General features: G+C 70.3%; 16 protein-coding genes. 6 read left to right on the top strand and 10 right to left on the bottom strand.

Features of this window, described 5'->3' with window-relative positions:
- Positions 1-36: 36 nt before the first annotated feature.
- On the top strand, positions 37-630 hold the full coding sequence (locus ASD69_RS01325; protein WP_056172955.1) for an HAD family hydrolase: 594 nt from the start codon (positions 37-39) through the stop codon (positions 628-630).
- A 40-nt stretch (positions 631-670) separates the two neighbouring features.
- Here ASD69_RS01325 and ASD69_RS01330 read toward each other — a convergent pair whose 3' ends face one another.
- Positions 671-1645: an alpha/beta hydrolase gene (locus tag ASD69_RS01330; protein WP_056172959.1), complete on the bottom strand. Its 975-nt coding sequence runs from the start codon at positions 1643-1645 to the stop codon at positions 671-673.
- A gap of 141 nt (positions 1646-1786) precedes the next feature.
- On the opposite strand from ASD69_RS01330, the gene ASD69_RS01335 reads away from it, so the two are divergent.
- The 5 genes from ASD69_RS01335 (at position 1787) to ASD69_RS01355 (ending at position 7295) form a co-directional block, all read left to right on the top strand.
- Complete coding sequence (locus ASD69_RS01335; RefSeq protein WP_200943923.1) at positions 1787-2623, top strand: helix-turn-helix transcriptional regulator; 837 nt, start codon at positions 1787-1789, stop codon at positions 2621-2623.
- An 11-nt stretch (positions 2624-2634) separates the two neighbouring features.
- Positions 2635-3780, top strand: a complete 1146-nt coding sequence (locus tag ASD69_RS01340) for a histidine kinase (protein WP_157498890.1) — start codon at positions 2635-2637, stop codon at positions 3778-3780.
- Positions 3781-4140: 360 nt separating this feature from the next.
- Positions 4141-5292, top strand: a complete 1152-nt coding sequence (locus ASD69_RS01345; protein WP_056172970.1) for a histidine kinase — start codon at positions 4141-4143, stop codon at positions 5290-5292.
- A complete protein-coding gene (locus tag ASD69_RS01350; protein WP_056172972.1) occupies positions 5289-6071 on the top strand; it encodes a LytTR family DNA-binding domain-containing protein in 783 nt (260 codons plus the stop codon). Before ASD69_RS01345 ends, ASD69_RS01350 begins: the two co-directional genes overlap by 4 nt.
- A gap of 126 nt (positions 6072-6197) precedes the next feature.
- On the top strand, positions 6198-7295 hold the full coding sequence (locus tag ASD69_RS01355; RefSeq protein WP_056172976.1) for a serine hydrolase domain-containing protein: 1098 nt from the start codon (positions 6198-6200) through the stop codon (positions 7293-7295).
- 173 nt (positions 7296-7468) lie between these two features.
- Here ASD69_RS01355 and ASD69_RS01360 read toward each other — a convergent pair whose 3' ends face one another.
- The 9 genes from ASD69_RS01360 to ASD69_RS01400 all read right to left on the bottom strand — a co-directional run bounded on the left by ASD69_RS01360 (position 7469) and on the right by ASD69_RS01400 (position 14663).
- A complete protein-coding gene (locus tag ASD69_RS01360; RefSeq protein ID WP_056172978.1) occupies positions 7469-7894 on the bottom strand; it encodes a hypothetical protein in 426 nt (141 codons plus the stop codon).
- Positions 7895-7965: 71 nt separating this feature from the next.
- Positions 7966-8463: an SRPBCC family protein gene (locus tag ASD69_RS01365; protein WP_056172981.1), complete on the bottom strand. Its 498-nt coding sequence runs from the start codon at positions 8461-8463 to the stop codon at positions 7966-7968.
- Between the two features lie 12 nt (positions 8464-8475).
- Positions 8476-8835, bottom strand: coding sequence for a metalloregulator ArsR/SmtB family transcription factor (locus ASD69_RS01370; RefSeq protein WP_056172984.1), 360 nt, complete (start codon positions 8833-8835; stop codon positions 8476-8478).
- Between the two features lie 118 nt (positions 8836-8953).
- The gene (locus tag ASD69_RS01375) at positions 8954-9589 is read right to left on the bottom strand and encodes a DUF998 domain-containing protein (protein ID WP_056172986.1); all 636 of its coding nucleotides are present in this window, start codon (positions 9587-9589) and stop codon (positions 8954-8956) included.
- The gene (locus ASD69_RS01380) at positions 9586-9990 is read right to left on the bottom strand and encodes a hypothetical protein (protein WP_056172991.1); all 405 of its coding nucleotides are present in this window, start codon (positions 9988-9990) and stop codon (positions 9586-9588) included. The genes ASD69_RS01375 and ASD69_RS01380 overlap by 4 nt, the downstream gene beginning before the upstream one ends.
- 87 nt (positions 9991-10077) lie before the next feature.
- A complete protein-coding gene (locus tag ASD69_RS01385; protein WP_056172995.1) occupies positions 10078-10845 on the bottom strand; it encodes a LytTR family DNA-binding domain-containing protein in 768 nt (255 codons plus the stop codon).
- Positions 10838-12106, bottom strand: a complete 1269-nt coding sequence (locus tag ASD69_RS01390) for a histidine kinase (RefSeq protein ID WP_056172997.1) — start codon at positions 12104-12106, stop codon at positions 10838-10840. The genes ASD69_RS01385 and ASD69_RS01390 overlap by 8 nt, the downstream gene beginning before the upstream one ends.
- Positions 12107-12269: 163 nt before the next feature.
- Entirely contained in the window at positions 12270-13139 is an 870-nt protein-coding gene (locus tag ASD69_RS01395) for a hypothetical protein (protein ID WP_056173000.1), read from the bottom strand.
- Positions 13140-13157: 18 nt separating this feature from the next.
- On the bottom strand, positions 13158-14663 hold the full coding sequence (locus ASD69_RS01400; RefSeq protein WP_056173002.1) for an XVIPCD domain-containing protein: 1506 nt from the start codon (positions 14661-14663) through the stop codon (positions 13158-13160).
- Positions 14664-14771 lie beyond the last annotated feature (108 nt).

Consider the following 14771-nt stretch of genomic DNA (forward strand, 5'->3'; position numbering starts at 1 on the left):
GCTGCGGTTCCCTCATCGCAGGCGAACCGCAGCCGCATGAATCTGGCGCTCTTCGATTTCGACGGCACCATCACCGATCGCGAACTGTTCGCCGATTTCGTCGCGCGCGCGGTGCCGCCGCAACGCTTGCGCCTGGGGCGCTGGCTGTTCGCGCCGATGGTGTTGGGCTACAAGCTGGGCCTGGTGTCGGGCAGCACGATCCGCGCGCGAGTGGCGCGGTTCGGCTTCCAGGGCTTGGACGCCGCGCAGGCCGAACAGGCTGGGCGCCGCTTCGCCGACGAAGTGCTGCCCGGCGCGATCCGGCCCGGTGCCCTGCAACGCATCGCCTGGCATCGCGAGCAGGGCGATACCGTGGTGGTGGTCTCCGGCGCCTTCGACCTGTATCTGCGCCCTTGGTGCGAACGTCACGGCCTGGACCTGCTCTGCTCCAGTCTGGAAGTCGAACACGGCGTACTGACCGGCCGCTACCGCGGCGCGCAATGCGTGGGTCCGGAAAAGCCGCGCTGCGTCGGCGAGCGCTACGACCTGTCGTCTTACGCGCAGATCTACGCTTACGGCGATACGCGCGAAGACCTGGACATGCTGGCGCTCGCGCATCGGCGCTGGTACCGCTGGCAGGAAATGGCCTGAGCGGCGGCGCCCCGGTCTTGCCGGGACGCCGCGCGGGCGCTCACACCGCATCCCACAAGCGCAGGGCTTCCTCGGCGACCACGTCCGGGCGTTCCTCCGGCCAGAACAGCTTGCTGCCCTCCAGGCGGCGGGTGCCCTGGTAGCGGCCGAAGCTGCGTTCCAGGTGCTCGGCGCCGGCCGGCGAGAAAATCGTGTCGCCCATACCCCAGACCACCCGCACCGGCGCGGTGCTGCGCTTGAGCGATGCGCCCACGCCTTCGAGCACGTTATGGTCCAGCGCGACCGCGTAGGCGTGCACGCGCGCCTTGCTCTGCGCCGAGGCCAGCAACGGCGAGAAATAGGTGTCGATGGCTTCGTCGCTGGGGTTGGAGGGGTCCAGGTAGCACATGCCGCCGATGCCCTCGGACGAGCGCGCCAGACGGTGGTCGGCATGCCAGGGCGCCAGCCACTGGTCGACGAACTTGCCTTCGCGCGACAGCGCGATCACCGGCAGCATGGCCGCGGGCGGGCATTCGATCTCGGTGTCGCAGTTGGTCAGCAGCAGCGAACGCACGCGTTCGGGATGGCGCGCCAGCAGCAACTGCGCGACCGCGCCGCCGCTGTCGCTGGCGATCACGTCGGCGCGTTCGATCGACAGGCGATCCATCAACGCCAGCAACATCTCGACCTGGGCGTCCGGAGCCACGCTCTGGCCGTCGGCGACTTCGGTATGGCCCAGGCCCATGAAGTCCGGCGCCACGCAGCGGCGGTAGGGCGCCAGGCGTTCGATCGCGCCGCGCCATTGGAAGCTGTTGAGCGGAAAGCCGTGCAGGAACAGCGCGGCCGCGCCGCGACCGCGTTCGACATAGGCGATGCGGCCGTAGCGGGTGCGCGCATAGCGGCGCGCGGCCTTGAACGCGGCGGCGTTCAAGGGGCCGGTCGCAGAGGGCGCGGCCTCGGCTAGACCGAAGCCGGTGGCGAGGGCGCCGGCGGCGAGTGCGCCGGTGGAGAGAGCGAGAAAGCGCCTGCGGTTCATGGGGTAGCTCCGTCGAAGGACCGTCCTTCGTTGGCGCAAATGATTGGTGCTGGAGGTCATGCCCTCAATGTCGTCGCAGGTCATGCTTCCATGACCTGGCAGGTCATGGTTTTCGCTACCGGGCGTCGTAAGATGCAGGCGATGGATACAGCCGTCGCACGCCTCACCCCGTCCGCCGCGCCGACCCAGGTCGGCGCCCTGCTGCGCGAATGGCGAGCGGCGCGGCGCTTGAGCCAGTTGGACCTGGCTTTGGACGCGGGCCTGTCGGCGCGCCACCTCAGTTGCGTCGAGACCGGCAAGGCCCAGGCCAGCCGCGAGGTGATCGCACGGCTGGCCGATGCGCTGGAGATGCCGCTGCGCGAGCGCAATGCGCTGCTGGTCGCGGCCGGCTACGCGCCCAAGTACCCGGAGACCGCGCTCAACACGCCCGAGCTGTCGCAGGTACGGCGCGCGATCGAGTTCATCCTGGCCCAGCAGGAGCCGTACCCGGCCTTCGTGCTCAACCGGCGCTGGGACGTGCTGATGGCCAACGCCGCCGCGATGCGCGTGAACGCCTACGTGATGCGCGGCAAGCCCAGCGCGCACGCCAACATGATCCGGCAGTTCTTCGATCCCGAAGACCTGCGCCCGGCGGTGGCGAATTGGGAGGAGGTGGCCGGCGACCTGATCCGCCATCTGCACGACGAGGTGGCGGCCGCGCCCGGCGATGCCGCCGCGCGCGCCCTGTTGGACGAAGTGCTGGCCTATCCGGGCGTACCCGCGCGCTGGCGCCATCGCGACCTCGGTGCGACCCCGACGCCGCTGCTGACCACGGTGCTGCGCCGCGACGAACACCTGCTGCGGTTCTTCTCCACCATCACCACTTTCGGCACGCCGCGCGACGTCACCATCGACGAGTTGCACATCGAGTGCTGCTTCCCGGTCGACGACGCCACCGCCGAGCTGTGCCGGGCGCTCGCGCGCGACGCGGGCGGCTAACGGAGCGGCGCGTGGATCGTACGGCGTCCCTAGGCGGCGAACTGCGCGATCCGATGGCGCCGCCGAGCTCGATCGGCAGTGCTTTGCAGGCCACGCCGATGTCGCCGTACTGGCTGCCGGTGCTGGTCGGCCTGCCCTTGATGGCATGCACCGTGCTGATGGCCTTGCCGGTATTCGGAAGCGAGCAGGCGATGTATTTCTGGGGCGCTTTCCTGCTCTGCAATCTGTTCTGGATGTGGCCGCTGACCACGATTCAGGACACGATGCGCCGCAGCGGCTCGGCCAAGTGGGCGATGGCGCTGGTGCTGCTGGTGGTCACGTACCTGATGTCGGTGGGCAACAACCTGGCCTGCGCTGCGATCTCGCGCGCGCGCGGCTGGCCGCCGGACTATCCGCTGGACTGGCGCGTGCTGCTCACCGGCTGCGACATCTGCTGGCTGGTGATGATCGCCTACTGCATGGTGCATGCGGGCACGGCCTACTACAGCGAGTTGCAGGAGACCAAGGCGCGCAACCGCCAGGCGCTGGCCTTGACCCGCGAGGCCGAGTTGCGCGCGCTGCGCTATCAGCTGCACCCGCATTTCCTGTTCAACACCCTCAACGCGATCTCCAGCCTGGTGGCCGAGGACCGCAGCGGCGACGCGCGTCAGATGATCGCGCGCCTGGCCGAGTTCCTGCGCGCCACCCTGGAAAGCGGCGACCGCCACGAGGTCGCGTTGGCCGAGGAGCTGGCGCTCACCGAGACCTATCTGGAGATCGAGCGCGCGCGCCTGGGTGCGCGCCTGCGCCTGCGTTGGAGCGTCGGCCCGGACACCCTGCGCGCGCGCGTGCCGGCGCTGCTGCTGCAGCCGCTGGTGGAGAACGCGATCCGTCACGGCATCGCCCCGCGCACCGCGCCGGGCCAGCTCGAGATCCGGATCGAGCGCGACGGCGACCGCCTGCACCTGCACGTGGGCAACGACGGCGCCGGCGAGACCCGGCCGTTCCAGTCCGGCCGTGGCGTCGCCCCGCTGGGGCTGCGCAACATCATCGAACGCCTGCGCGCGCTGTACCCGCAGGCGCATTCCTTCGCCGCCGGCGGACGCGCCGACGGCGGCTACGAAGTGCGGCTGTCGCTGCCGTTCCGGGAAGCCGGGGCGGCCACCGTAGCCGGCTGAACGCGGCCCGCCGCAGTCGCGCCCAGGGCCGAGACGGGACGGCACCGGCGGCCGGCGCACCCGCGTTTCGTCCCGCCGCACGCGCCTACCGCTTCGTCGCAAGAGCGCGTGCGCACGCTGGCCGCGTGCCGCGCGCTGAGGCCCAATAGAGCCTCGCTCGAACCGGCATCGCCGTTCCGTCACGCGTCCACGGCGCGTCGGCGCCGTTTCGAGCGCCTATTGCGTTGCCAAGGACGGCGACTCTTTACTGCCGCTCCGCCGGCCTGCGCGCCGGCACACGAACGGCACATCGGGCTTGGTCGCGGGCGACATACGCTGGAGAATCGGCTTGCCGCTACGTAACGACCTGCCGAACCCGACATGACCACCCCCGCCGCGATACCGGATTCAAGCGCCGAGCCGGCCTCGGCCGATACGCCGGCGCAGGAGTCGCCCGGTTCGGGACGGCTGTGGCTGTCTCTGTTGGCGCGCCTGCTGTTGGGCGTGTGCACCCTGCTGATCGCGCTGCCGTCGCTGGACGACCCGCACGAGACCGCCTACTGGGCCACCTTCCTGCTCGCCAATCTGATCTGGATGTCGCCGCTGACCGCGATCCAGCACCTGTTCTGGCGGCGCGGGATCTCCAAGTGGACGATGGTGATCGCGTTGCTGGCGATCACCTACGTGATGTCGGTGCTGAGCAACCTGGCCGCGCACTGGATCGCCAATACCCAGGGCTCGGAATTCCGCGATCCGACCAACTGGACCTTGATCTTCGGCGGCGTCGGCGGCTGCTGGCTGGTGCTGATCGCGTACTGCGCGATCCAGTCGGTGATCACCTATTACGCCGATCTGCAGGACGCGCGCGAGCGCAACCGCCAGGCCCTGGTGCTGGCGCAGGACGCCGAACTGCGCGCGCTGCGCTACCAGATCAACCCGCACTTCCTGTTCAACACCCTCAACGCGATTTCGGCCCTGGTCGCCGAGGACCGCAATCGCGAAGCGCAACAGATGATCACGCGCCTGGCCGGCTTCCTGCGGGTGACCCTGGACGGCGCCGAGGGCCACGAGGTCGCGCTGGCCGACGAGTTGGCGCTGACCGATACCTATCTGGAAATCGAGCGCGCGCGCCTGGGCCAGCGCCTGCGTCTGAAATGGAACATCGGCCCGGACACCCTGCGCGCGCGGGTGCCGGTGCTGCTGCTGCAGCCGCTGGTCGAGAACGCGATCCGTCACGGCATCGCCCAGCGCAGCGAGCCGGGCCGCCTGGACATCCGGATCGAACGCGAGGGCGACCGCCTGCACCTGCACGTGGGCAACGACGGCGCGCCCGCGCCCGCGGCCTCGGGAGAGGAATCGCGCCGCGCCGGCGCGATCGGTCTGCGCAACATCGCCGAACGCCTGCAGGCGCTGTACCCGGATGCCCATAGCTTCGCCGCCGGTGCGCGCGCCGACGGCGGTTACGAGGTGCGCATGTCGCTGCCGTTCAACGAGGCACCGGCGGCGCTGGTGGTCAAGGAGACTGAAGCATGATGCGAGTAGCGGTAATCGACGACGAACCCCTGGCCCGCAGCGGTGTGATCGCCCGCTTGGCGACGCAGCCGGACATGCAGGTGGTGGGCGAGTTCGCCGACGGCACCTCGGCCCTGGCCGGCATCGTGGCGCTGGCGCCGGACCTGGTGTTCATCGACGTGCAGATGCCGGGCATGACCGGCCTGGAAGCCCTGGCGGCGCTGTCGCCGGAGCAGCGGCCGTTGGCGGTGTTGTTGACCGCCTACGAGAACTTCGCCGTGCGCGCGTTCGAGCTGCACGCGATCGACTACCTGCTCAAGCCGATCGACGACGAGCGTTTCGCCGAAGCGTTGGAACGCGCGCGCCAGGCCCATCCCTATCGGCGCGCCGGCACCCAGCCGCCGGGCACGCTGGCCGCGCCCAGCGCGCACCACGACGACGACGAGAGCAACTGGCTGACCCGTTTCGTGGTGCGCGTGGGCCGGCGTGTGGCCTTCGTCGAAGCCTCCGAGGTCGAATGGATCCAGGCCGACGGCGACTACGCGACCCTGCACGTGGGCGATCGCGGCTATCTGCTGCGCGAATCGATGGGGCGCTTGTCGCGCCGGCTCGATCCGGCCCAGTTCGTGCGGGTGCACCGATCCACCATCGTGCGGGTGGACTGCGTGGCCGAACTGCAGCCGCTGTCCAACCGCGACGCGATGCTGCGCTTGCGCGACGGCACCCCGGTGCGCGCCAGCCGCACCTACATCGAGCCGCTGCAGGCGCGCCTGCGCGGCCGCGCGGGCTTCGTCGGCTAAGCGACCCGCGGCGCACTGCAACCGCGCGCGCCGCGGCGGTATCTCCGGTTCCGACCTTGGCGCTCGCGCCAAGCCTGGGAGCGGGCCGCATCGGCGGCCCGGCGCCCGTTCGCACCGGAGCCGCGCATGAAATCCTGGATTCTGAGCTTGGTCCTGCTATGGCCCGCGGCGAGCGCCGGGCAAGCGCAGGCCGTCGCCCCCACCCTCGACGCCTTCGTCGCCGACTACGCCCGCACCCACGACTTCAGCGGCACCGTGCTGGTCGCGCGCGACGGCAAGGCCGAGTACCTGGCCAGTTTCGGCCTGGCCAATCTGCCGTTCCGCGTGCCCAACACCCCGCGCACGCGCTACAAGATCGCCTCGATCACCAAGACCTTCACCGCGGTGCTGATCCTGCAGCTGCGCGATCAGGGCCGGCTCGATCTGGAGCGCAGCATCGCCGCCTATCTGCCCGATTACGCGGGCGAGGGCGCGCATGGCGTTCGCCTGCGGCAACTGCTCAACCACACGTCGGGCCTGACCAATCTGGACGCGGTCAAGGACGCCCAGACCGCGATCCGCGACGGACTGCCCGTGTACCAACTTCCGCACAGCAGCGATGCGCTGTTGTCGCGGTACTGCGCGGGCAAGTTGGTGGCCGCGCCCGGCACCGTCTTCGACTACAACAACTGCGACTACATCGTGCTCGGCAAAATCGTCGAGCGCGTAACCGGGCAAAGCTACGAGCAGGCGCTGCGCGAACGCATCCTGCAGCCGCTGGGCCTGGCCGACACCGGGCTGCTGCGCCAGGACCGCATCGTCGAGCGCCTGGCCGATACCTACTTCGGACGCGACGGGGCGGGCGCGATGACGCCGGATCTGCCCGCCTATCCGGAGAACTGGTACGCGGCCGGTGCCATGTACTCCAGCGCGCAGGACCTGGCGACGTTCGCCGACGCGCTGTACGGCGGCCGCCTGCTCAGCGCCGATTCGCTGCAGCGCATGCTGCGTCCGGGCCTGGACGACTACGGCTATGGCCTGTGGAGCTATGAGATGAAGATCGGCGGCCGCAAACTATGGGTGGCCAAGCGCCCGGGCCAGATCATGGGCGCGCGCAGCCAGCTGTTGCGCGTGATCGAGCCGCGCATCAGCGTGGTGCTACTGAGCAACGCCGGCAGCGCCGATCTCGACGAATTCGTCGCCGAGATCGCCCGCCGCGCGGGCGCGCAGGCGCTGTCGCATTGAAGCGGCCGGGCGCGTGTGCGCGCAGCCGCGCGCCCGAAGGTTTCCTCTTGGAACTTGCGTGCGCGCGGCACGTCGCGGATCGGATGCCTAGTGCACGCGACCTTCCCGAGCATGCGCGGCTCTCCTGCTGCGTGCGTCGGCGCGAAAGGGCGGGGACGCAGGGCGACCCGCGATCAGCGGCGGCGCGCGTACAGCCAGCCGCCGATCAAACAGCTGGGCAGGCCGGTCAGCGCGACCAGGATCGCGTACCAGGCCGGCCCGAACTCGGGGCCGCGGCCCCAGGTCGCGACCACGCCGACGATGCCGAACACGGTACCGATCAGGCCCAGCGCCCAGACGTGCGCCATCGGCCGGTACGGTGCGAGGCGCGCGCACAAGTAGCCGCCGAGCACGGTGTAGACCGCGCGATAGCCCAGTGCGAGCAGCCACAGGCCGGCGCTCATCGGCTGGAACCAGGCCGGAAACACGCCGCTGGCGTGCAGGATCACGTCGGTGACGGTGGACAGCAGCATCACCGAGAGCAGGCCCAGCAGCACCGCGACGATGCTGCGGCCGGTGCGTCGCTGGGGAACGGCGGGATGGATGGTTTGAGCGTTCATGGCAGGACCTTCGCGCTGTGCGCGCTGGATTGCGGCGGGAGGACGCGGGCGCTGCGCGCCCGCGCGTGGGATCACGGTGCGGTCGCGGCGGCGCCGGCCAGGAAGGCGTCGAGCTGGTCGTAGCCGGCGGCGATGCCCTGTTCCATGTTGCTGGCGAGCGCGCCGTCGCGCGCTTCGCGCGAGGCATAGACCACGGTGGTGACCAGGGTGGTCTTGCCGTCGCGTTCGCTCAGCACCGCGGTGCCCACGGTTTCGCCGCCGGTCCAGTCCATGTCGAAGCGTTCGCTGCGCACGATGCGTTGCGGACGCTCGATCTCGCGGTGCACGCCGCCCATGCCCATCTCCACGCCTTCCGGCCCGCTCCAGACGTAGCGGTAGGCGCCGCCCACGCGCAGGTCGACCTCGCAGACGGTCAGGGTCCAGCCGTCCGGGCCGTGGAACCAGCGCTTGAGCAGTTCGGGTTTGGTCAGGGCGTCGAACACCAGTTCGCGCGGCGCATCGAACGCGCGCGTGATCACGATGTCGCGTTCGCCGGGGGCGGTGACGGAGAGGGCGTTGTGGGCGTGCATGGGCGTAACTCCTTAGCGTGAGCGTTTCTTGGTGGGTTTGGGCGCCTGCTCGGCCTGCAATTGGACGAGCAGCGCATCGAGGCGCTGATAGTTCTGTTCCCAGATCCGGCGGTAGTGCTCGAGCCAGACGTTGGCCTCGGCCAAGGGCTGCGCTTCGATCCGGCAGGGGCGGCGCTGCGCATCGCGGCCGCGGGTGATGAGGCCGGCGTGTTCGAGCACCTTGAGGTGCTTGGAGATCGCCGGCTGGCTCATCGCGAACGGCTCGGCCAGTTCGGTCACCGTGGCTTCGCCGCTGGCGAGGCGGGCCAGGATCGCCCGTCGCGTGGGGTCGGCCAGGGCGGCGAAGGTGGCGTCGAGACGCTGGGTCTGCATTTATATAACCTAGAAGTTATGTAACTTGAAGGTTATATACATCCGCGCAGGTCAGGCGTCAAGTGCCGATTTTGCGAATTCGCGTGAGCGGGGCGCGGCGCGCGGGCGCCGTATCGCCTCAGGCGCGCGGGTCGGGCGCGCGCAGGCGCCGCGCCAGGTACCAGGCCGCGATGCCGATCGGCGGGTAGATCGCCAGGGTCGCCAGGCGCTGCAGCAGACCGGTACAGGCGCGGGTGTCCAGTCCGGTCCAGTGCGCCATGAACGGGATCAGGGCGAGGATCCACAGATTGGTCGCCAGCAGATAGCGCTTGATCGCGCCGCTGCGCTCCAGCGACCACAGCGCCAGGATCATGAAGGAGGGAAACAGCAGGATGCCGATCATCAGCGGCCCCGAGCCATGACGCGGGTGCGGCAGCGGGAAATACGCGGCCTTGATCGAGACCACGGCATTGATGAGCAGAGCCAGGGTCACCAGCGCGATCGCCAGCGGCGGGCGACCGAGCCGGCGCAGCGCCGCGGCGATACCGGCCGCGCCGATCAGGGTGGCGATGCCGGTCAGCACCGCGCCGCTGTTGAAGATCCACGGCAGCGGCGCGCTGTCGGAACCCAGCGTGCTCGCGGCCTGGCGCAGGAAGCTGTAATCGGGAAAGAACGGCGCGGCGATCAGTTGGGTGGCGTAGTAGACGAAGGGCACCGCGATCGCGCAGGCGAGGGCGGCCCGCAGGCCTGGCCCGGGCCGCGATCGCGCGCTCATCGCGCCGCCTCGATGCTGGCGGCCAGCGCGGTGTCGGGCTGCGAGGATTTGCAATCGGGGCCGCTCGTGGCCGGATGCTCGTGCTGACCGACGCACAGGTCCAGCGCCATCGGCAGGCCGACGATCTCGCGGCTGTCGCCGACCTTCATGCTGAAGCGCTCGAACGCCAGCTCACGGCAGTCCGGTTGCCGCGGCGCGCACTCGCGCGCGAACAGCGCGTAGTGGCAGCGGCCGCTGTCGCTGGCGATGCATTCGAAACGTCCGATCCCGGCGTGCACGCGGGTGCGCGCATGCAGGGTGTCGTGGCCGTTGCTGGTGGCGCGCGCGATCAGGGTGCTGCCGCCGGTGTCGCAGCCGAGCAGGGCGAACAGGAAATAAGCCAGAGCGATCAGATTTCGCATGCGACACCTCGAAGAGTGGACGAGCGCCGCCGACACGCGACCGGGTCGCATGGGCGTTGCTGCGTTTGGGAACGGCGGGGCCTGGAACTACATGTGACGGAACAGCGCCATGAACGGCTGGCTCACGCTCAGCGTTTCCGGGCGTTGCTTGAGCCGTACCGTGCCGCGGCCGCTGTCGTCGCGCACGATCGCGGCGATCGCCTTCAGGTTGACGATGGTCGAGCGGTGGATCTGCTTGAACACGTTCGGGTCCAGCACGCCCAGCAGTTCGCGGATCGGCGTGCGCAGCAGCGCTTCGCCATCGGCGGTGACCACGGTGGTGTACTTGTGGTCGGCGCGGAAGTAGACCACGTCGTCGACCAGGATCAGGCGGGTTTCGCGGCCGGCGCTGGCGGTGATCCAGGTCAGCGGCGGCGCCTCGGGGCGCGGCATCTGGGCGCCCAGCTGGCGCAGCAGATCGGCGAGCGCGGCGCTGTCGCCGCCGCTGCCGGCCACGCGCGCCTGCAGGCGCTGCACCGTCGCGGCCAGGCGCTCCGGCGCGATCGGCTTGAGCAGGTAATCGATCGCGCCGCGTTCGAAAGCATCCACCGCGTACTGGTCGTAGGCGGTCACGAACACGATCCGGGTCTGCGGGCTGGCCTCGGCCGCGGCGGCCGCCACTTCCAGGCCGCTGAGCCCGGGCATGCGGATGTCGAGGAAGGCGACGTCGGGCTTGTGCTCGGCGATGGCCTCCAGCGCTTCGGCGCCGTCCTCGCAGGCGGCGGCGATGTCCAGCTCCGGCCAGGCCTGGGCCAGCAGATCCAGCAGGGCCTGGCGCAGCAGCGCTTCGTCTTCGGCGATGACGGCCTTAGCCATGACGTGCGTCTCGATCGAAAGCGGCGGGGACCGTGATGGTCGCGGCCACGCCGTTGGGGAAGTTGGCGACCACGGCCAGCGACGCGTCGGCGCCGTAGACCAGGCGCAGGCGTTCGCGCACGTTCTTCAGGCCGATGCCGGTGCCGCCGGGCTGGGCGCCGAAGCCTTCGCCGTCGTCGGCCACGGTCACCGCGACCGCGTGGCCGTCGCGGCGCGCGAGGATCCAGACCATGCCGCCGCCGCTGCGCGGTTCCAGACCGTGCTTGATCGCGTTCTCGACCAGGGTCTGCAGCATCATCGGCGGCAGCGGGGTCTGGCGCAGCGCGTCGGGTACCTCGATCTGCACGGCCAGGCGCGGGCCCATGCGGATGCGCAGGATCTCCAGATAGGCCTGCGCGCGTTCCAGCTCCTGGCCCAAGGTCGACAGCGCGTCTTCGGTGCGCGGCAGCGAGTGACGCAGGTACTGAATCAGATGGCCGAGCATCTCGTCGGCGCGCGCCGGATCGGTGCGGGTCAGGTACTGCGCGCTGGCCAGGGTGTTGTAGAGGAAGTGCGGTTCGACCTGCGCGTGCAACAGGCTGAGCTTGGCGACGGTGAGTTCCTTCTCGGTCACGGTCTGGGCGACTGCGGCCTGTTCGTTGCGGCGGCGCTCGGCGACGCGGCGCGCGATGGCGCGGGTGATCGCCTCGGCGTTCTCCAGATTGGTGCCGTCGTCGACCCGGAACCAGTCGCTCCAGGCACCGCTTTCGGGCTCGCAGACCAGGGTGACGCTGCCGCTGCCGTCGCGCGGGGCGACCAGGGCTAGGATTTGATTGCGCGGCACGCCGAACCAGTTGAGCGGGTTGTAGCGGCCGAGGGGTCGGCGGCCGTAGGTGTCGGGGCGACGCACCTTGGCGCGCACCTGCAAGCTGTCGCGTGCGCTTTCGATCTCCTCGCTGCGCGGCAGTTCGCGGATCGCGGCGTCGAGCAGGTCGAAGGCTTCGCCGGCCTCGAACGGCACCTCGATCTGGCGGCGCTGGCGATTGGCCAGGGCGCTGCCGTCGATGTGGCCGGCGATCAGGCGCACCCGCCGCAGATGCGAGAACGCGCCGGTGATCACGAACGCAGCGACGATCAGTCCGACCAGGAACACCGGCCAGGGATCGTTGTTGCCGTAGCTGCCGTCGACGCTGGGCAGCGCCGACCACGCCAGCGCCAGGATGAAGAACAGCACCGTCCAGGCGGCGATGATGCGGACTAGGAAGAACAAGCTCTTGATCACGGTGCGGCCCGGCTACGTTGTTGCAGGCAAGCATAGCGACGCCCCGCGCCGGGGCCAGCGGCGCGCGACGAAAGCGGGCGTGGGGCGACGAAACGGGGCGCCGCGGGTGCCGGGCGCCGCAGGCGCGCCGTTCGACGCGCCTGCGATGGAGCTGGGCGGCTCGTTACTTGCCGAGCACGTAGCGATCCTGCGGGTCCGGGCAGCTCTCGTCGCGCGGCGGGCAGGGCCACAACTTGCGCGGCAGGCTGTCGCGCACCTCGAAACGATCGCCGTTCCAGATCACGAAGCCGGCGTGGGCCTTCATGCCGCCCTGGAAGCCGCGCGTGTCCTTGGCCGGCAGCGGCCGCTCGGGGTCGGCTTCCACCACCCAGCGCAAGGTCGGCGCGACGGCGGCGCGGCTGTCGTCCAGCGCGATCGGATTGGCGCCCAGCGCGCGGTAGCGGTCCAGGCGTTCGCGGCCCAGGCTCAGCTCCGGCGCGCGCAAGCTGGCGGTGACATCGACCGGCGCCTTGCCCGCGGCGACGAGATAAGCGCGCAATCCGCTATCGGCGAACTCGGCCTGGGGCCGCGCGCAGGCGCGTCGCGCCGCCGCCAGATCCTCGGTCGACTCGGTCTGCACCGTGGCGACGCTGGCGCAGGGCATGCGCATCTGCACGAGATAGCCGGCGCTGCCGCGGCGGCGGCCCTCGAAGCTGCGCACCCACAGGCTGTAGCGGGCGCCGTTCTTGTCGGCGAGCAGGTACTCGGTGCGGTCGCCCGTGCCCGGGACGCTGCGCAGATAGACCTGCGCGGTCATCAGGCGGTGGCGCAACTGCTTGGGCAGCAGCACATCGCGGGTCGGCAGCGCGGCCACGAACGCGACGATGGCCTCCGGGGCCGCGGTGTAGCGGCCGTTCTGGATCACCGGCCCGCTGACCGGCGAGAACCCCGCCAGGCCGGTGCTGCCGGCCTTGCTCGTCGGCGCGGCGGCGCCGACGGTGGCGCACGCGCTCAACAGCGCGGCGGCGAGCAGGATTTTGGAACTGGGGGGCACAGGCGAACTCCTCTACGGTTACTGGTGCGCGCGCCGCGGCGCTTCCTGCTGCTGCGTGCGTTGCGGATCTTCCAGGGCCGGCGCGGGCGCCGCCGGCTGGTTGCGATTGATCGTGTCCAGGCGGTTGAGGCTGGCCTCCGGCGTGGCATGGGTGGCGACGTCCGCCGACACCGCCACGCGCGCGGCCGCCGGATCGCCGGGCCGGCCCTGGACCATGAACAAAGTCTCGCCGGCGGCGCGCGTGGCGGTGGCGTTGTTGGTGGCGATGGCGCTGATGTCGGACAGATGGGCCTGCTTGGCCTCGGCCAGCAGATGCAGATTCACGCCTTCGTTGTTGCGGTCGTAGGGCGGGCCCAGCGCGCGCACGTGCCCGTCGATCTGGGTGTACAGGCGGTGGTCGGCGTGGCCGGGATCGCGCGGATCGGACGCGGCGCGGCCCTGGCCGTTCGGGGCTTGCTCGGCGGGCGCCTGCGCGCGCTCCTGCTGCTGGCCCGGCGCGACCGAGGTCAACACGTACTGCCAGCGGGTCTGGTCCGGATTGGCGCGCACCGTGTCGATGAAGGCGGTGTGCTCGCCGCCGCCGATGGTCTGGCAACCGGCGGAGTCGGTGTTGGTGTTGCTGCCGCGATGGATCTTGAACGAGTTGTTGAGATCCTGGACGCCGTTCACGTCGCGCGAGTCGAACCAGCCGTCGGCGTTGGTGTCGCGCTCGACCATGTTGGCGCCGTTGCGCACCGCCTCGTCGGAGGGACGCAGCGAGAACTCGCGGCCGCTGCGGGTGTGGCCGTTGCTGGCATGCTCGGTGCGCACCATCTCGACCGTGCCCTCGGCCAGACGGCCGATGTCGCGCACGCGGTCGCCGTTGACGTCGTCGCCCTCGATCTTGCGCGTGCGCACATCCTCGTAGCCGGGCGAGGCCGCCAGCCGCGGCGCCTGGCGCTGGGTATCGGCGTAGATGCGGTTGCCGTCGCTGCCGGCGTGGTGGTCGTACTGCGCGGTGGGTTCGGTGGTGGCGTGGTTGAACTCGCGCGCGTGGCGGCCGCCGTCGGCGTCTTTCCAGACCACGACCAGGCGGTCGTTGAACTCGCCGCGTCCGTTATTGTCGAGGGTGGAGTTTTCGTTGCGCATGCCCAGGATCACGCGGTCCTGCGTGCCCAGGGCGTCGCGCGCGGCCTGGGTGCCGCGCGCGCCGATCACGCTGGCGTAGACGTCGTACTGCTGCGCCTGCGACAGGTTCTGGGTTTCGGCGTCGGTCGGGAAGCGCGGCGCCGCGGTCGCGCCGCGCAGGCGGTCCAGGGTCGGATTGAGTGCGGTCGCGTCCTCGGCCGAGAGCGCGTTCGGCGCACGCAACGCGGTCAGGTGCTCCTGGCCGCGCACGGCGACGTAACGGTCCAATGCCTCCTGCACCACCGCGTCCTGGTTCAGACGCAGCGCGTCCAGACGGGCGGCGGCTTCGCGGTTCTGACCGCGGTTGAGCATGCCGACAACTTCGTCGGCCGAGGCGTTGATATCGAGTTCGGGCATGGGGAATTCCTTTTCCGATTGAGCGGGCGTAGCAGGTCGTGACGGGTTCGCGTGAAGACGCCCCGTGCCGTTCGGAGGCGTTTCGGGGCGAGGTTAGCACTGGTGCGT

Origin of the sequence: Lysobacter sp. Root604, from assembly GCF_001427505.1 — a bacterium.
Taxonomy (GTDB): Bacteria; Pseudomonadota; Gammaproteobacteria; order Xanthomonadales; family Xanthomonadaceae; genus Lysobacter.